We start from the raw sequence: 18,632 nt of genomic DNA on the forward strand, positions 1-18,632 counted from the left end.
TCTTTTTATTGTTTATCCCACCAGATCCTTGTACTCAATTTATCAGGTCCCTGCCTGGAAATGGCCTCGTTCACATTTTCGATATTTACACTTAGTTCAGAGGTAGGATAGGTAAGTCGTCTGATAAAAGTACCATTGGGCACATCCGGATTACTAGGTTGTCCATATGGATTAGGAGTGAGGTTCGGGAAACCACTTCTCCTGAAATTAGCAAAGGCTTCCGGGCCATTCAAAAAGGAGGCAATCCAATATTGGGTATTGATCTGCTCCAGTTCATTGCCGGCCGTAAGCGGAGTGGCGGCTACGTAAGTATCACGGGCTTCTGTGCTAACAGCAGAATTCATATCATAGACTGTCATCTGGTCCATATGGGCACTAATACCGTCAGCAAAATATTGAGCAGCGCTTCCGGTGGTGATCCAGCCCCTGAAACGGGCTTCTGCCAGTAAGAGTTTGGTTTGTGCGGCAGTGACAAGAAACACAGGAGAGAAAATTTTGAGCATTCTGCGACGATCAACCTGACTATAATCATAAAAGCTGGCCAGACCATCCGCTGTTGCTGCAGCCACAATGGTACCGTTGTCTTTGCCAATAGGCATACCAATTTGTTTAGTGGGGTCCGTAGTGCCAATTGCTACGGTTTGTCCGGCCCCGCTGGTGGCACCAACATACCTGATGGCTATGGCCGTTAATCGCGGGTCCGCAGTATTCTTCAGCTGATCTGCAAAGGGTTTGGCAAGGTAAAAATTGGCCGCCTCGCCTCCATTCAGTGTATTGCCGATGGGTTGAGTGTAATTGGCATCATGTCGTATATATGCATTGTCGGCATTAGCGGTGATTACTCCTCCTGCTACAGCAGCCTGCACGGTACTTTGCGCCATAGTGGGATCTACTTTACTCAATCGCATACCGGCTCTCAGCAACAGGGAATAGGCAAATTTTTTCCATTTGGCCACATCGCCGGCATACAATATGTCGCCGGTTTCAATAACAGCCGTTGTGTTAAGTGCTGCGGCGGCTTCTTTCAGCTCCTGAATGAGTAATGGGTAAATATCCTGCTGTCGGTCATATTTGGGAAACAGAGCGCCTTTAACTAGCCCTGCGCCACCATCTGTATAAGGGATGTCTCCAAACTCATCTGTAAGGATCATAAACACGTAAGTCTGGTAAATGCGCGCCATGTTATACATATTGCTCCTGTTCGGCAGGTCTTTAGACCGGGTACGGGCATCATAGGTATTTTTGATCACGCTTTGATAGTAAGCTGTCCACAGCGGTTGTGTGGTTATATCGCGACTGTCCTGATTAAAATTGGCTCCGGCCAGCACACCGCCATTCGGTGATATCATTTGCTGTACAACTCCAATATCGAACACCAGGGATTTTACCGGGAACGAGGTATTGATAATGGCTTGGTTCAGTAATAGGGCTGGGTCGAGTGAAGTGGAATTTGTTCCGTTTACATTCAGATCGCTCAATCCCTTTTCACAGGAAGCGGAGAAAAATAATATGGTGATTGCTAAGAAGATCTTTTTCATAACTAAAGTTTAATATTCAAATTCAATCCAAGACTGCGGGTGGTAGGTAAGCCGGGAGATTCAAGCCCTACCTGGTTATCAGAGCCAAAGCCAAATGTTTCGGGATCAATATTATCAACCCACTTCTTTAACAGCAATACATTGTTAGCTACAAGGTCGAGCTTTACACCTTTGATGGGCCATCTGGCCGGAATATGTTTCGTAAAATCATAGCCTAGTGATATCTGCCGCAATTTCCAGTAACCACCGTTGTATACAACGGGTGCAATGATTTGTTGTGAACGAAGGTGTTCCCAATAGGTTTGCACCGCTGCCACGGCATTATTGGGATTACCAGCGGCATCTACACCTACACCTTTTACACCGCCCTCACGTCCTTCCAGCGTCATTTTGTGCAGTCCATGCCGCACCGCATTGAAGTTGGTACCTGACAGCATTTTATTACCAAGTTTGTAGTCTATGAAAACACTCAGTCTGAATCCTTTATAATTGACAGTGTTCAAAAAACCACCAACCCATTTGGGCAGGGCGCTGCCGTATAACATAAAGTTGGATGTACGCTGAGGTAAACCGTTTGATTGAAATATCTGCTGGCCTTTTTCATTATACGCATACCCATAGCCTGCAATCTGTCCTATTTCCTGTCCTACCACATGCCTGGTTTCTCCGTTAAATACATGTGTGCCGGTGGTGATGCGTTCGCCTGGTTTGTCACTAATAATGCTGAGTACTTTTGTAATGTTGTAAGAGGTGTTGGCGGTAAATTCCCAGCTCCAGTCAGGGCTTCTAACGGGTACCAGGTTCAGCATAGCTTCAAACCCATGGTTACGGCTTTTACCACTGTTGATTGGCCTGTTCAGATAACCGGATGCATCTGATATCTGTACCAGTACAATCTGGTCGCTTGTGATTTTGCGATAAGCTGCCAGATCAATATTTACACGGTTGTTGAAGAGCCGCATTTCTAAACCGGCTTCTACTTCGGCTACACGGCTAGGTCTCAGTTTAGCATTCGGTAAGGTAGTGCCGGTCACATTATTACTGATAGCACTGGTACCCACAGGTACTGGCTGTCCATTAGGGTTGTTAATAAAATTGGCATTAGGAATATAAAACAACTGGTTGGAATACGGTGCTACATCTCCATCGCTGCCCACCTGGGCATAACCTAACCGGAGTTTACCAAAATTCAGCCATTTAACATGAGTAAGGTGTTCAGAAAAAATATAACTACCAGAAACAGATGGATACATAATACTTCTGTTCTCGGGTGAAAGAGTCGAAAACCAGTCGTTGCGCAGGGTAGCGGTCAGGTAGTAAGTTTGATTGAAGTTCAATTCAGCGGAACTATACAGGGAGTTCACACCCTGTTCTATCAATGTATACACAGGGTCTTTGGAACGTCCGTTTTGTACGGTATATATTCCCCTGGTAATAAAATCGGTTACAACTACATTGTTGGCGTCGGTCCGTTTGCGCATGCGGTTACCACCGGCATTCAGGTTTACTTCTACCTTACCGAATTTTTTATTTGCATTTAGCAGGTAGTCCAGATTGGTTTCCCGGAAACGGTGTGACTCCTGCGTATATAAACCATTTACAAAACCTGGTGGTGCAGCCGCCCTGGAAGCCTGACCAGTAGGGAAGTTGTTTACATCTTCGTCCCTGGACCAGTAGTCCTGCCCAAACCGTCCCTGCACACTCAGCCACGGGAGTAAGTTGTATTTCAGGGTTACATTACCGAAAATACGATCCCGTTTTATATTATGGAATTGTTCTGCCAGTACCCAATACGGATTCGTACGGTTGGTGAACCTTGACCAATTGTATTCATCACCTGCTGCATTGTATTTGTTTTCATCCAGCACATGCAATGGCATAGAAGTAGACATCGCCATGAGCGTGGTAGGAATGGAATTATCCTGGTTGGCAATATTTGGAGGGTTTGTATTGATTTCCCGTGAATAATTTACGTTACCTGATATCAGAAATTGTTCAGACAGATTGTAACTAAAACCGAGGTTCATGGATTTGCGGTTAAACGTATTATTGGGCATAATACCCTGATTATCGGTATTGTTTAATGACATCCGGAACCCACCTTTATCGCTGCTGCTTTCAAAGGCAATCGTATTGGCAATATTTTGCCCATGGCGATAAAATTCTTTTATGCGGCTGCCCTGTGGTGTATAAGGGACAGTTAAATTATTAAAAAGGACTTGCGTCATACCTGGCTCAAATTTTTCACCAAACGACCATTGGCCTGAAGTAGGGTTGGGCACTATTGGGCGAACACCGTTTTCACCCTGACCATACTCTTTCTGGTAATCGGTAAAATCAAGTGGAGCATCGTTGGTATAATTCAGGTTGTAAGTAACACCGATCCCTTTGGTTTTTCCTTTCGTTTTTGTCGTGATCATGATCACGCCGTCTTTGGCACGGGAACCATAGAGGGCGGATGCTGGTGCACCTTTTAATATGGTCATGTTCTCGATGTCATCAGGATTGATGCTTGACAATCCGTCTCCGCCATCTGCAAATACACCACCACCTTTTACTCCGGTGGTATTGTCGTTGAAATTGGTATTGTCAACCGGAACACCGTTAATAACGATAAGCGGATTGTTCTGTCCTGAAATAGATGACTGCCCCCGGATGCGGATCTTGGAAGTACCACCGGGGCCTGTGCCCAGTGAAGAAATGTTTACCCCGGCTACTTTGCCCTGCAGGGCATTCATTACATTGCTGCTACGGTTCACGCTTAACTCTTCGGGTTTAACGCTGGTAGCAGCATAGCCCAGACTACGGGACTGCTTTTTAATACCCAGGGCGGTTACGATTATTTCACCCAGGTTCTGGTTATCGGCGATCATGAATACATCTATCGCCGTGCGGTCTGCAATTTTTACTTCTGTTGTTTTAAATCCTACAAAACTGAACACGAGCGTAGCCTTAGCAGAAGCATGAATGTTATATCTGCCGGTGTTATCAGAAGTAGTCCCCTGTGAACTGCCTTTTATTACAATAGAGACCCCGGGTAATTTTGAGCCCTTTTCATCAGAAACCGTTCCTGTAATAGTTTGTGCATGGGCAACGGATAAGATTAAATTAAAAGCGATAAACAACCAGTACCCCGTAAAGCGGGATGCACTACAGTAGAAATACTTTTTCATAACGCAAGTTGGTGTGGTGAGGAATTCTTAGAGCTACAAATTATCTGGTATTACATATAAAAACTTCCAAAATAAAACGGAGTTGAATTTTGTACGTATAAATTGAGCAAATTTCTTTTCTTTATAGAAGCCTATGCAGCGAATTAGGATTCCACAACAATTTGTATATAACCCATATGAATCAATTTGTGCTACAACACGGTAAATCGGCAGAAATGCTCCTGTTCCCGCATATCCTGGAGTTGGGCATGAAGAAGAACGGCTCCATCCAGCTGAATATGTTTCCTACCACGATTATGGAAGGATTACGCATATATCATATAATAGAGGGCCGGTTTGAGTGGCACATCAACCATCAACCATATGTTTTTTATCCCGGTGATGTAGCCCTGATAATGCCTGATATCCCATTTGGTTGTGACAATGACGTGCTGAAGATTGGTTCTTTCACCTGGATACATCTGGCCTTACCTAAGCAGGATGGACATATACAGCCCGGTAAATGGAGTGGGTTGTCTGATAGTGAGGCTGCCGCCATCGGGAAGATCTTATCATTAAACAATTTGCCTGCATTAAGTCGTTTCAGCGAAGTGGGCAGGATTATTAAATGTATTTATACAGAATTATCAGAGATGGAAGTGGCTTTTCAGGCTCGTGTCAATCACCAGATAGATGAATTACTGATACAGATTACCCGTAAAATGACCCAACAAACACATTCTACCCGCGATTTCCCTAAAACTTTTATTCAGCTTGAAGTATTGTTGCGTCAGGATCTGTCGCATCAGTGGACGGTAGAAGAAATGGCTGGTCTGGTAGGTATGGGTACAACGTTGTTCACGGAAAAAGTAAAAAGCTATTCAGGGTTTTCACCTATTAATTACCTGATTAATATCCGTATTTCAGAAGCTATTAAATTATTAAAGCGGGCAGATATTACGGTAACTAATATAGCACTGGATACGGGATTTTATTCATCCCAACACTTTTCAACTACTTTTAAAAAGCTAACTGGTTACCGTCCCAGTGAATTCAGAAAAAATCATTTGCGTAATATATAATTGCCAGTAATATGGAATGCATCATAACAATTGAGTTAGGAACAAATGGGGTACGGGTATTTGCCTATGATCTTCATGGCTGCATCATTGGCTCTATGAAGGGCCACTATCCTACATTTCATGCCGAACCTGATCACAGTGAGCAGGATCCCGAACAGGTCTTTATTACAACTTTATATGTACTAAAGAATATTCTGAACGAATATATTCATCCGAAAAAATACAAAGTGGCCAGTATATGTTTCTGTGCATCCATGCACAGTGTACTGGCTGTCGATAAGCACGGAAATCCAATCGGCAATGCTATTACCTGGGCGGATAACCGGGCAAAAAAAGAAGCACAGGAGTTACGTAATTCGCAGCTCGGGAAAAAACTCTATGAGCTAACAGGTACGCCTATACATCCCATGTCGCCTCTGGTAAAAATAGCCTGGATCAGAAATAGTGATACAGAACGCTTCAGGCTCACCAGCAAGTTCCTGTCCATCAAAAGTTACGTTATTCATCAGCTCACTGGTGAGTATATGATAGATTACAGCATTGCTTCTGCCACAGGTTTATTGAACATTCATACAGTACACTGGGAAGAAGATGCATTACAATACGCAGGTATTACCGCGAATCAATTAGCTGTGCTGGCGCCTGTATTTACAACAGCAGGTAAATTGAAAAACGCGTATCAGCAATCATTACGGTTGTCTGCAGAAACGAAGATAATTATTGGTTCCAGTGATGGTTGTCTGGCTACTTTAGGCGACGGCTTCATAAAAGGAGAAGAGAAAGCCAGCATAACAATTGAAGACAGTGGTGCTGTAAGGGTAATGGGCCCCAATATATTGAAAGATGAACAAATGCGGTTCTTCAATTACCTGCTTACTGATAATTGTTATGTATCCGGCGGGCCTACGAATAATGGAGGAAATATTTTTGAATGGTTCACCCGGCAATTCGGAGAATTCACTAATCCGTTTGATATGGAGAATAGCATGCAGCAACTGATGGCGGAAGCCGCCAATGTGCCAACGGGATCAGATGGATTGTTGTTCCTGCCTTATCTTTTGGGAGAACGTGCGCCCATCTGGAATGCGAATGCGCGCGGCGCTTATTTCGGACTTAACATTAAACATGAACGCAGTCATTTTATAAGGGCTACAATAGAGGGTATTTTATATGAAATCTACAGCATCGGTAAAATGCTGAGCGAACAGCGCACCATCAACAGTCTTTCAGTAAATGGCAGTTTTGGTACTATTCCTTTTTGCAGTCAGCTGATTGCTGATATATTCAGTAAGCCAGTGCAGGTAAGACAACAATTTCATAGTGTAAGCTTTGGTGCTTATTTATTAAGTGCTACCGAAATGGGAATTTATACATCACTGGATGATGCGGCACCACTGGTTGAAACACCCAATGTTTTCAAACCAAATAAACAGCATCATGTCATCTATGCTGATTACTTCTGCATATTTGAAAAGTTAAGTACCAAATTGTTCGATGAATTTGAAGCAATAGGCAATCTGCAGCAAAAGCATGTTCATTCAATAAAACACCTATAAATGAAAACACATCACTCAAGAAGGTCTTTTATAACTCAGGCCGCCATTGCTGGCGCGCTGACTCCTCTGTCCATTTTCGGCCAGGCTTATGAAAAAGCAATTGACCGCACACCTAAAGCGTCGTCACCTTCCGATCTGAGGATCACAGAAGTAAAATGCGGTTATATCATAGGCAGCCTGTTTGTAAAGATTTATACCAACCAGGATATCTGGGGTTGTGGAGAAGGGGTGGATGCTGTTGTCGGCACATATCATCTGGTAAAGAATCTTGGCGAACGCATAATAGGGAAAAGTCCGCTGAATGTGCACCGCTTGTTTGAAGACCTCCGTAAATCAGGCTTTTTTCAGGGTGCTCAGTCAGGGATGTATGTAGCTGTATTGTCGGCCATAGAAACAGCATTGTGGGACCTGGCAGGTAAAGCCCTGCAGCTTCCCGTTTACCAGTTGCTGGGTGGTAAGTTTCGCGATAAGGTACGCGTATATTGTGATACCGCGCTGTATCAACGTAATTTGCCCACACCCGCTGATTTTGCAGAAGCGGCCCTCAACGCCAGAAAAATGGGATTCAATGCCATCAAGTTCGATCTCGATCAGATAAACGATCCTAATAAGTATGATCTATATAACTGGACAGCTAGTCCGGCAGAGCTGCAACGTATGTACGATCAACTGGCGGCTGCCCGTAAGGCAGTAGGCCCGGACATCGATATCTGTGCAGATATGCATGGTCGTTATGATGCAGTCACTGCCCGTACCATTGCGAAACGACTGGAACCTCTGAACCTGATGTGGCTGGAAGAACCAGTGCCGGCTGAAAATGTAGAAGCCTATAAATTGATTGCTGATTCCACCAGCACACCTATATGCGTTGGAGAGAACCAATATCTGGCTTATGGGTTCAGAAGAATGCTTGAGACAGGTGCCGTAGATATCGTTATGCCTGACCTGCAAAAATGTGGTGGGCTGGGCGAAGGCCAACGGATTGCTAACCTGGCTAACCTTTACTATGTGCCGTTTGCACCACATATGGTAGCGTCTTTTCTGGGCGCGATGTCTTCAGTACATGTCTGCGCTGCTGTACCCAATTTCATGATCCTCGAATGGCAGAGTTATTTTCATACACAACCTATGTTCAGGGAAATCGTATCCTATGACGGCGAATGGGTGAACAACGGTTTCATCACCGTTTCAGAAAAGCCTGGCATTGGTGTAGAGATCAATGAAGAAGGAATGAAAAAGTATGCGATAGCAGGAATGCCGTTTTTTGAGTAAGCATTGACTGAGATAAAAAGGGAAAGGCCGGAGATAATCTCCAACCTTTCATATCCTCTACCCGTTATTTACAATGATGTAATTTTTGCGGTTTCGTTGAAGTGGCATTATTTGAATAACAGTTGGGCAAACTTGTAGAGATTATTACGCCATACCGGCCAGGTATGGCCGCCAGGATATTCGCTGTAGTTATATTTAATCTGCATTTCATCAAACTTTGCCAGCATATTCTGGCAGTTTTTGTAGGCTATGTCTTCTTTACCGCCCATAGTGATCCAGAATTGTTTCAGGTTACTATTGATTTTACCTGCTGACTGCTTCATAAATGCATATTGCTGTTCTGCTGCCGGTTGCTTGCCGCCAAACCAACCGGAACTGAACACGCCCAGATAAGCAAATTGATCAGTGTTATTGACACCCGCATAAAGTGTTTGTATACCACCCATGGACAGGCCTGCCAACGCTCTGTGTTCTGCGTTCGCTATTGTACGATAATTTTTTTCAATAAAAGGAACAACAACGTGCATTAGTTCATTTTCAAAAGTTTGCAACGAATGCTCATTGAAGTCTCCTGTAGATACATTGCCATCCATCATTACCACCAGCATAGGTTTAGCTTGTTTTGCGGCAATGAGATTATCGAGGATCAGGTCGGTCTTGCCCTGCGCACTCCATCCTCGTTCATCCTCGCCCCCGCCATGCAAAAGATAGAGTACAGGATATCGTTGATCTGTAGCACTATCATATCCTGGAGGTGTATATACAAGACAACGACGCCAGGAATTAGTGACCGGCGAGAAGTAGCGCTTGATCCGTACATCACCGTGAGGTACATCTTTAATAGCATAAAAAGCACCATCGGCAAAAGGAATCTCAATACCAGCAGCCATACGACCCATTCCATAAAAAGTTTCGCTGGCCGGATCAGCAACGGCGACACCGTCTATCAACAGAGAATAGTAATGAAAGCCTTCACCGATAGAATCAGTAGTACCCGTCCAATAGCCTGTGGTATCCTTTGTCAGATCATATTTTTTACCAAGATCAATCTGCACCCGTTGGGCCTGCGGTGCCTTCAAACGAAACACGACATGGTTGTCCGGCAATACCTGTGGGAAACTGGCATTACGTACATTAGTAGCCGCAGGCGTACCAAGCATTGTATATTGCGTAAAAGTAGACGGATCAACAGGCTTAAAGAGAAACTGGGAAAACATATAAAGGCTGTTTTTCCAAACTTTGAAGTCATGCCCACCTTGCTCTATATAATAAACGTGTGGCACTTTGTTTTCATATAGATAGTCATGTGTACGTTTACTAAAATTAATCAGGTTATCATTATCGCCACAGGAAATCCAAAGTAGTCTAAGCTGCCTTTTTGCAATTTTCGGATCAGGCACCAGTAACTCGGGGCTTCGGGTATTAGGAGCTGAAGAAAAACCGCCAACCCAGGCAAACCGATCAAGATTACTCAGGCCAAAGTTAAGCGATTGGCCTCCCCCCATAGATAAACCCGCAATTGCACGGTTCTCTCTATCAGTCAACACCGGGAATTGCTTTTCAACAAAAGGAATAAGATCCTGCAGCAAGTCCTGTTCAAAAGTAGCAAACGCCCGAATTTTATCAGGTGCCATAATATTGCCCGTAGCATGATCATCTTTCATAGCTCTGCCATTTGGCATAACAACGATCATTGGCGCTAATTTACCGTCAGCATACAGGTTATCCAGGATCACCTGCGGTGTGCCACCGTTGAGCCACTCCTTCTCATCGCCACCTATGCCATGCAGCAGATACAATACAGGATATCTGTTTTTTTTAGAATACCCCGGGGGCGTATAAACTAATGCCCTGCGCTTAGTACCTACTGTTTTGGACGCGTAGCGTATGGTATCGATTTTTCCGTGGGGAATCTCATTACGCAAGGCATCAAAACCTTGAGGCGCATGGGTAATAATCGCTTGAGTATGCGCGGTCATATAGGCCATACAAAAAGCTACAATGGCAAAGATCAACCTTTTCATAGTTATTATAGATTTAGGTTCAGCACTTTAATACTTCGTTTGTACGGATGTGCGTAAACAATGGTGGGTGTTATTTATTTTTACATAACAATAGTAAGGTATTTTCCGAAGAAATAATTATTGTCTGAAAGACATGTTTAATAGATGTAGATTAACGTTCTATAATGAACACACAACTACATCTTCAAGTTAGTTGTTCTACTCCTTTTTTTCTTACCTAAGCCTCGAAAAGCTTTAGCCAAAGATGATCAGAATACGAGCATGATTACTTTAGGCTCAGTTTTGTTTGACGCGAAGAATTGTAAGCTTGTAGTAAATGGAAAGACAATAGACCTGACCGTAACTCAAACCCGTGTATTACAATCAATTAGTATAGCGTCGTAGTAATCGACGATCTTGTTGTTTATAGCAGATTTAACAGCATTGGGAATTGTGAATCTAAAAAATAATTCTAAAGCCTGATTAAAGCTTTCATCACTGTCAAATTTTTCTCTTACGGGACCTGTAGGCCATTTAACCCCAAATTGGTTCAATCGATCTTTGCAAAATCCATGGAAATGTGCGAAGGTGAATTGATCCCATCTAAAATTGAATGGTGTTCTTTGAATCATATCCCTTATATAATGCCAAAGGGTAATGTTAAAAGTTACAATCAACACATTCTTGTTCATTGAAGCTAGCTTACCAGCACGATATGCAAGAGCTTGTGTTTTACCGCTACCAGCAACTCCCCTTATTCTATGGTGACCCGGCTGAGGCTCCGCTATTTTAGATTGATTTCCTCTTAGAGTCAAAACAGTTCCTTGTTCGATGCTATGAAACGGAGGTAGTAACCAAAATAACAATTCTTCATTCCATTCCTGCTTCCAAGAAAAACTTACAGATCGATAAACATCTGGAACTACGTCCTGTAACTTTTCTACCTTTAATTCATCTCTGCCAATAAATGGGAAATATTTAAATTGCTCACGCTTAAGTGGCGTTCCTAAAATGTCCCTACATTCCGATGTGGTAGAATTGTGGCAGTAAATCCCTGTTTTTATAAGACCAAAATTCTTTTTGTTTAAATCGACAGCTTCCCCTATCGCAGGGACTAATTGATTTTGAATATTATCTTTATAATGTTCCACTTGATTTTTTGGATGTTTGACCCCATAACTTCCGTCCTTAGTATGCACCTTAAAGCCTCCCTGGTCATTTCCGTAATTCTTCAAGTTCCAATCCTTAACCTCATAAATCATGAGACCAATCTTTGGATGAAATATTATGATATCTGGTCTGGCACCGTTTAGAAATGGTTGAACAAAAATAAGCCAGCCACTATATGTTTGCAAGTGCTTATAATCGTCTAATTTATTGGTCTGCGTCCAATCTTTATCCTTCGGAAGATATAAATCTAAATATTGAACTAAAGCTAGTTCTCCTGCTGTAAGAGGCGTCTTTAATTGACTTATCTGGTCCCAGGAAGGATATAGGCGATTTGAATGCATTTGTCAAGTTTTCAAATTGAAAAGAACTAAATCATATTATCAAAAGTAAATTTCTATTAATAGTCAAGCCATCTGTTGATAATCATAGCTAAATTAATGTGACTCGCCTAATGTATTGTTAATAAGCGGTTAATGTATGGGAACGCATGAAGAAATGGGATAATTCATGCCTTTACAGATCGGTTTACTGCAACCCAATTGATATTTTAGCCCCCCTGTTCAAAGAGGAGAAGAAGATAGTTTGGTCTTTTTGTTTGAGCTTTTGTCACTATATGACATACCGTAAACTGCTAGAATATACCTCATTGCAAGAACTAATCGAAGCTATTACAGTTTAACTAAAGACTCCATTACTCTGGCAGGCAGCCGTTTCTTATGTTTTTTTGCCTCATATTGAGCCTCATTTCTGGATTAAATGGTTTATGTTACCAGAACTTCCACCATTGTTTGCTGTTATTTTTATTTTTTGCCACAGTTAATGTCCATCTGCCAGATAAATTTTTACTGAGTGAAAATCCTGGCAGATATGCTGCTATTAAATTTTTTAATGACATCATTTTTTCATCTTCTTCCGAAGAATTATTGATTGCCGGCAGAAATTTCATTACTTTGGTAATATAGAACAAAGCATCATCTAATTGATTATCCAACAAATAAACCTCAATAAGCTTAATCATGAATGATATGAAGACTGTATGATAATCGGGATACTCTTGTAGTCTGGCCTCAAAATACTTACACAGATCTAAGTAATGTTTTGCCGCACTGTTATAATCTACCGCCTGATAACATACAAATGCCAAATTATAGGTTGGCATCACAAATTGTTTATCATATTGTTCAGGATCCTTTTTCTGGAGCATACTAATTAATTCGATAGCATTTTTAAGATAGATGCGTGCATGCTCCCATTGTCTCCCTTCCATAAATTTCTCTCCTACTTTCAAAAATGTCCACAATAGAAAGTCGGTATAAGTTTCAGGATCTTTTTCAAACAGATTTTTCCTGGCATCTACAACATCTCCTGCTACAGTTAAGAATAACTCGTTATCTACTTCGACATTCTCAATTAATAATTGTCCTGACTCATGTATTGCCATTTGAATGTCTAGTTCATAAAAGTTATAATCCGAAGGAGGAATATGGTTTTTGAAGCCAATTAATTCCTGATACCATATAATTACATCTGTTTTATCCAGTTCCCTGGAAATGAATATGCTTTTGTGATGTAACAATTGTAACCATTGTCTGAGATCTGGTTGGTTATATATTTTATAAAGATCTTTATGAATTGCCAGTGCTTCATCAAAAAAAGGAATAGCTTTATGGAATTCAGAAGGATCTACTCCGATAAAAGAATTATAGTATAATGTATCGAGTAATGATGCAGCCTCTTTAAAATTTTCGACTGGGTTGTCCTTTGCCAGTTGCTTGCGGATAATTAGTGCTTCTGATAGTAACTTTTTATTTACTTCTGCATTGTTTTGGGTCATTTGTATAAATCCTGTATCACGAAGGTTATTAGCTATATCCGGAAGACAGGAATAACCTTTTTTATTAAGGATTTTAAATATCTTCAAGGCACCACAAAAGCAAATACCCGCACCCACTGTTTCCTGATCTACAAGTAGATGAAGACCTAAAGTACTAAGTGCCTTTGCAATATTGTATACATCTTCCTGTAAATTCCAGTCCCAGACTATTAGAAAATTTTTCAGCGCATATTTATAAATTATATTTGAACGCGGACCGTTTTTGTCTTCGTTTAATAAAAAACGCATACGGCGAACCGCTTCCTGAAGATAAAACAGATCATCTTTCGGATTATCAAGAGAAATATTTGCCCCTAGCTGCAATGCTAATTGTTGGTACGAGGTCATTTGTTCATTATCTCCCAGTTGGCCATGCAATGATCCTAAAGCAAGTAACGTCAGGTATGTCAGTGTTTGTGTAGGTTTGTCTGCAGGATGATTACGGTTACTTGTTAATAACAAAATTTGTTCAAAATAAATTCTTGCCTGTTCCATGGATGTACTCATACAAAGCATTCCGCATTCGTGCATCGTTTTAACAAGGGGATATTCATATTTATTATTATTCTCATCAAATAAATTCCCATAAATATCAACTGCTTCTTGAAAAATATTCAAAGCAGCAGCTGCATCTGGAGCAATTAGTAATTTTCCCAGTCTGCTTAAAAGGGTGGCTTTGTTTTCAGCATCATCTTCTGGAAGAAGATCTATTGTTTTACGTAGTATATAGATTGCACGATCGTTATCACCTGTTTCTTCCAGAAAAAAGGAATACTGATAGCAATTCAAACTAAACCCGCCTAATTCAATTGATTGTTCAAAATGATTCTTAATTAATTGTATATTTTCTACCCAATCAGGCTTTTGTAACATACTTAGCGCAAGAAAAAATTCTTCATTTGCTAACGACTCTAGTTCTTCAGACTGGTTTATTTTTTCTCTCAACTTCTTATTGATGTACTCTTGCCGTCCCTCATAATTTAGCAAGGTATTGACCATTGAGAATTCACCAGCCTCAAAGAGTATCTTGACCTCTTTCATTCTCCCAGAGGCTTTTTGGAGATCCATCCGGTTCAGGAATTCTTTCTGACGCTTTATGTTTTGAGAGAGTAGATTTATAATGTGTTTTTGCTGATCGATGATATACTTCAGCTTATCATATTCTTCTTTGGAATATGTTAAGGTTCTTCTGAGCGCTTCATATATGGCGCCTTGCTCAGGGTAAATATCCAGCGCTTTTTTACATTCCTCAATTTCTTTAGCTTTAGCTGCTAAACTTTTTTCTAAAATTGAAATATTATCTAAGGATGTTTTTAATTCTGTTAACTTGTCAATGTTGTCCTCTCCAATTATCCCTTTGAGTTCTTCCCTGATATTTTCAATAAAGGATGCTTGTTTTCTGATTTTCGGTGTGGAACCAGTCTGTTGATTTTCTATGAATTTGGTGATCTGGAAATTAGATAATGAAGATAGGTCTTCGTAAATTTCTGCAATCGTTTTTAATGTTTTTATAGAACGAATTAAATTAATACGCCTCAAAATATCTCTATAATCAAGGATGTGCGTATTGACATCGAAATCAAATTTACCATTCACTATGTTTTTAATCTTCGATGTTTTATAATCTGATTTTTTCTCTGTTAGTATATAGATATACAGGGTAGGATATTTTTCATATAACTTGTTATCAACAAATATTTGCAGTGTTTCTACAACTTTTGTTGAAGTGGCTGTTGACGTCAGCTGAAATGCGATTCCTTTTTCTGAGTCAATTAAATCTATAGCCGGGTGATTTCGTTTGATTTCACCGGCACTTTTAAGTTTCAGGTCAAATACAATATCTAAAATTGGAATAGAAGCCTGTTCTGCATAAATACTCAGATCATGGAGATCCAAAGCGGATTGACTTTTTATTTGCAAAACAAACAAATTAGCGGAGGTAACAATACTTTCTATTAATTCTTTTTTCTTCATACATTGGAGTTAATAACAGTATGCTTGTACTTGGACTAACGTTCCTAAAATAAGAAAAATACGGATTATGACCAATTAAGGGAGGAATGAAATGGTGTGCTCCGAATGGCTTAAACAAGAAACGCCGGAGATACAATCTCCGGCGTTTCGCCAAGTGCCCAGTAGCGGTAGATTCTCGAACCAACTTCTGTTGATTATTAATAGGTTATTCTCTTAATGAAACGGCTGTTCTGAAATTATTGCCTATTTCTATTATTATCTTCAGTTTGATAAATTTGCTGTATTAGATTCAAATTATCAGGGGATTTTCCTGTTTTCTTACGTGCCATTACTTTAATAAACCATAATCCTTTAGTTTTGAAATACAACTCGCATCAAATTAAAGATCTTTTAATGAGAATACTTTGATTTTTTTGAGCGGAACGTCAAATTGAATAGAAGGTAATATCTTCCATTATCAATAATGGAAGTTCATTTACTCACGAACAAATTTTTCTTTTCTAATGCTTTAAAAATCCTAATTTAAGGGTTATAACCTCAATAAATGGCAATCGTTCGTCCCCGACTTAATGACTTCTACAATATTCCTTTAAAGCAAGAGGACATAGATTTTGCACTTCCTTTTCTAGATGAAGATATTCCTTTATATGTTGATCCCTTTCTTCTTTGGAAAATTCCTTCACAGCAGGATAATGGACTACATTTAGCTGTTGTATCAGCATTCAATGCCATTGGAAATCAATTTATTAAAGGAAAGGAACAAGAGGCAATCCAAACCTTGATTGACCTGACGGAGTGTGATGAGGCAGGACTTGGCAATTCAAAAACCAGAACGGGGAAAAAACTAGGAGTTAAAGCATCTGAAGAAATTCTTGAGCTATTTAAAAAAATACCTCAAATTAAAAATAATGGTTTTGAACACTTTGAGGAAGTCCAGCTTTTGATACAGGGCATTTCAAAGGATCGGATCAGTGATATTACGTGTTCTCTAATAAAATCTTTTTTAGTCGACTATACATTAGAAAAATGTGATAAATACAAGTTTCCCTTTGAAAAATGTTCTGTACCAATATTTAATATACAAACGCTGAAAATCATTTTAGAGGAAACTTATCTACCGGTTAATCCTAATACTCAAAAGCCAATTATATTGGTGCCCAAAAGATGGCTGCGTTACAACCCATGGCTTAACTACGAAGATTACTTTGATAACTATTATATAAAAGATCATCAAAAGACCTTTGGAAATAGGTTAAATCGAGTTCAACTTCTTGATTTCAACAGGCACAACTATGATATGGTTAATGCCTATACTCGTCAGAAAGTAGCCAACCAGCAAAGTTGTGTTAACGATCCGCTTTTCACACAAATTCCAATCCTATCCGCAAAAAGAAAATCAGAAACGATTGTGGGATTGCCAACAGGAAAAGATCAAAATGCCGACCGCAAATATGAGGACAATATGGTTTCGGTATTGGCCTCCATGCTCTATCCTTATTTAGACTTTGCACAGGAACAAAGTCGCACAGAAAGCGGCTTACACATACGCGATATTATTTTTTATAACAATCGATCATATGATTTTTTAACAGAAATATACGATAAATATGAAGCTACGCAACTGGTAATAGAACTCAAAAATGTCAAGACGCTAGAGCGGGATCACCTAAACCAATTAAACCGATATTTATCAGACCAATTCGGACGATTTGGGATTTTATTTACCAGAAATGCAGCACCCAAAAACATCTACGACAATACTATTAATCTGTGGTCAGCACATAGAAAATGTATTTTAATATTGGATGATTCTGATCTCGTTATGATGGCTGATATGTACGAAAATAAACAACGAGACCCAATTGATATTATTAAAAGGAAATACATACAATTTACACGTGATTGCCCATCATAAAAAGATAAATATGACAGAGGAGGAAATTAGCAATTTTGAAAAAATACAGGCGCAAACTCAAAGCTTCCATGATGAAATGAGCGCACTGGCAAGGAAAACGCCAAACGCTGCAATTAACAAATTCAAAATTAAGTTCATAAACAAGGCGCTGGCGGAATGTAACGATATTCTGGGCCCGGGTTATAGTCCCTTTGAAGATTTTGATTTGTTTGATGAGGATGAACTACCCTCTAGCAGTGATGTTGCTATGATGCTTGGGCAATATTTAAGTTGCTTAGAAAAAAAGAGAGCAGATAACATATATGTCCGTAGTGGATATTATTATTGGACTGGAACTGAAATTCGGACCTTAATGCCAGAGAAAATTAATCGAAAAAAGTAACCAAATGGCAGGAAAAAATATTTCGAGAGCCAACATTACTGAATACATTCTTATTCAACCGATGTTGCAAGCTGTTTATGAAGAGTTTAAAGAGTTTTCAAAGAAGAAGCAAGATGGTGTAATCAATAAAATTAAGATTAAACACGTAAATCGCATTCTAGAAAGAGTAATAACGTTGCTTGCAGGAGAATCGACAACCGCTTTTCTTGATTTGGTTGAAGAAGATGCTATTCCCACAAATAGTGATGTAGTATTAATAATAACGCAATTTGTAACAGCGCTGAATAAATTTAAAAACGACCATCAAAGCTTGCATTCTGGTTATTATAGATGGAATGTAATGGAAGAAGTAGATGAAGATCAAGATGATGTCGAGGATGAAGGCCTTACTGACGAAGATGATGAAAACGAGCTCTAATGTGTTATAGTTCTGATTTATTCCGACGGTCGGTTACCAATTGGTCTAGGCAATAGTTCGGTTACAGGAACTTGGTTTATTAGCTCTTGATCAAACCAACTTAGGATTGAATATGAAATACTTATAAAATAAAATGCAATAATTGAAAATACAAAAAGCCTCCCTGTCGGGCTACCGTCTGGACACATTTCTAAAAAGAATCCAGCCTTGCATGACTGCAGTAAATTTTTGCAGCCCCATCCAAAAGGTAGTGATGCCGGGTTTACGTTCTGAGAGATAGCCTTTCCAGCCACCTAA

11 protein-coding genes are annotated in these 18,632 nt (G+C 40.2%); 6 read left to right on the plus strand and 5 right to left on the minus strand.

The window, feature by feature from the left end:
- Positions 1-5 precede the first annotated feature (5 nt).
- On the minus strand, positions 6-1,538 hold the full coding sequence (locus GO495_RS22935) for a SusD/RagB family nutrient-binding outer membrane lipoprotein (RefSeq protein ID WP_157302129.1): 1,533 nt from the start codon (positions 1,536-1,538) through the stop codon (positions 6-8).
- Positions 1,539-1,540: 2 nt separating this feature from the next.
- On the minus strand, positions 1,541-4,711 hold the full coding sequence (locus tag GO495_RS22940) for a SusC/RagA family TonB-linked outer membrane protein (protein ID WP_157302131.1): 3,171 nt from the start codon (positions 4,709-4,711) through the stop codon (positions 1,541-1,543).
- Positions 4,712-4,887: 176 nt separating this feature from the next.
- Here GO495_RS22940 and GO495_RS22945 point away from each other — a divergent pair, with 176 nt between their 5' ends.
- Genes GO495_RS22945 through GO495_RS22955 form a run of 3 tightly spaced genes read left to right on the plus strand, consistent with a single transcriptional unit; the run spans position 4,888 to position 8,600 of the window.
- Positions 4,888-5,772 carry a helix-turn-helix transcriptional regulator gene (locus GO495_RS22945; RefSeq protein WP_157302133.1) on the plus strand — a complete coding sequence of 295 codons (885 nt, stop codon included), beginning with the start codon at positions 4,888-4,890 and terminating at the stop codon, positions 5,770-5,772.
- A gap of 11 nt (positions 5,773-5,783) precedes the next feature.
- A complete protein-coding gene (locus GO495_RS22950) occupies positions 5,784-7,328 on the plus strand; it encodes a gluconokinase (protein ID WP_157302135.1) in 1,545 nt (514 codons plus the stop codon).
- Entirely contained in the window at positions 7,329-8,600 is a 1,272-nt protein-coding gene (locus GO495_RS22955; RefSeq protein ID WP_157302137.1) for a mandelate racemase/muconate lactonizing enzyme family protein, read from the plus strand.
- Between the two features lie 107 nt (positions 8,601-8,707).
- Here the strand turns inward: GO495_RS22955 and GO495_RS22960 are convergent, their stop codons facing one another.
- The 3 genes from GO495_RS22960 to GO495_RS22970 all read right to left on the minus strand — a co-directional run bounded on the left by GO495_RS22960 (position 8,708) and on the right by GO495_RS22970 (position 15,620).
- Positions 8,708-10,624: an alpha/beta hydrolase-fold protein gene (locus tag GO495_RS22960; RefSeq protein WP_157302139.1), complete on the minus strand. Its 1,917-nt coding sequence runs from the start codon at positions 10,622-10,624 to the stop codon at positions 8,708-8,710.
- Positions 10,625-10,968: 344 nt separating this feature from the next.
- On the minus strand, positions 10,969-12,114 hold the full coding sequence (locus tag GO495_RS22965) for a nuclease-related domain-containing DEAD/DEAH box helicase (protein WP_157302141.1): 1,146 nt from the start codon (positions 12,112-12,114) through the stop codon (positions 10,969-10,971).
- 425 nt (positions 12,115-12,539) lie between these two features.
- Positions 12,540-15,620, minus strand: coding sequence for an SMEK domain-containing protein (locus GO495_RS22970; RefSeq protein ID WP_157302143.1), 3,081 nt, complete (start codon positions 15,618-15,620; stop codon positions 12,540-12,542).
- 544 nt (positions 15,621-16,164) lie between these two features.
- Here GO495_RS22970 and GO495_RS22975 point away from each other — a divergent pair.
- Genes GO495_RS22975 through GO495_RS22985 form a run of 3 tightly spaced genes read left to right on the plus strand, consistent with a single transcriptional unit; the run spans position 16,165 to position 18,335 of the window.
- Positions 16,165-17,535 carry a hypothetical protein gene (locus tag GO495_RS22975; protein WP_157302144.1) on the plus strand — a complete coding sequence of 457 codons (1,371 nt, stop codon included), beginning with the start codon at positions 16,165-16,167 and terminating at the stop codon, positions 17,533-17,535.
- Positions 17,536-17,545: 10 nt separating this feature from the next.
- Positions 17,546-17,917, plus strand: a complete 372-nt coding sequence (locus tag GO495_RS22980) for a hypothetical protein (protein WP_157302146.1) — start codon at positions 17,546-17,548, stop codon at positions 17,915-17,917.
- Positions 17,918-17,921: 4 nt separating this feature from the next.
- A complete protein-coding gene (locus GO495_RS22985) occupies positions 17,922-18,335 on the plus strand; it encodes a hypothetical protein (RefSeq protein ID WP_157302148.1) in 414 nt (137 codons plus the stop codon).
- Positions 18,336-18,632: the final 297 nt, after the last annotated feature.

The organism is Chitinophaga oryziterrae (genome assembly GCF_009758125.1).
Lineage (GTDB): Bacteria > Bacteroidota > Bacteroidia > Chitinophagales > Chitinophagaceae > Chitinophaga > Chitinophaga oryziterrae.

What these genes read in the sequence shown, in the direction of transcription:
- GO495_RS22980 (WP_157302146.1), top strand. Translation starts at nt 17,546, where the DNA reads ATGACAGAGGAGGAAATTAGCAATTTTGAAAAAATACAGGCGCAAACT.
- GO495_RS22955 (WP_157302137.1), top strand. Translation starts at nt 7,329, where the DNA reads ATGAAAACACATCACTCAAGAAGGTCTTTTATAACTCAGGCCGCCATT.
- GO495_RS22970 (WP_157302143.1), bottom strand. Translation starts at nt 15,620, where the DNA reads ATGAAGAAAAAAGAATTAATAGAAAGTATTGTTACCTCCGCTAATTTG.
- GO495_RS22965 (WP_157302141.1), bottom strand. Translation starts at nt 12,114, where the DNA reads ATGCATTCAAATCGCCTATATCCTTCCTGGGACCAGATAAGTCAATTA.
- GO495_RS22960 (WP_157302139.1), bottom strand. Translation starts at nt 10,624, where the DNA reads ATGAAAAGGTTGATCTTTGCCATTGTAGCTTTTTGTATGGCCTATATG.
- GO495_RS22940 (WP_157302131.1), bottom strand. Translation starts at nt 4,711, where the DNA reads ATGAAAAAGTATTTCTACTGTAGTGCATCCCGCTTTACGGGGTACTGG.
- GO495_RS22985 (WP_157302148.1), top strand. Translation starts at nt 17,922, where the DNA reads ATGGCAGGAAAAAATATTTCGAGAGCCAACATTACTGAATACATTCTT.
- GO495_RS22945 (WP_157302133.1), top strand. Translation starts at nt 4,888, where the DNA reads ATGAATCAATTTGTGCTACAACACGGTAAATCGGCAGAAATGCTCCTG.
- GO495_RS22950 (WP_157302135.1), top strand. Translation starts at nt 5,784, where the DNA reads ATGGAATGCATCATAACAATTGAGTTAGGAACAAATGGGGTACGGGTA.
- GO495_RS22975 (WP_157302144.1), top strand. Translation starts at nt 16,165, where the DNA reads ATGGCAATCGTTCGTCCCCGACTTAATGACTTCTACAATATTCCTTTA.
- GO495_RS22935 (WP_157302129.1), bottom strand. Translation starts at nt 1,538, where the DNA reads ATGAAAAAGATCTTCTTAGCAATCACCATATTATTTTTCTCCGCTTCC.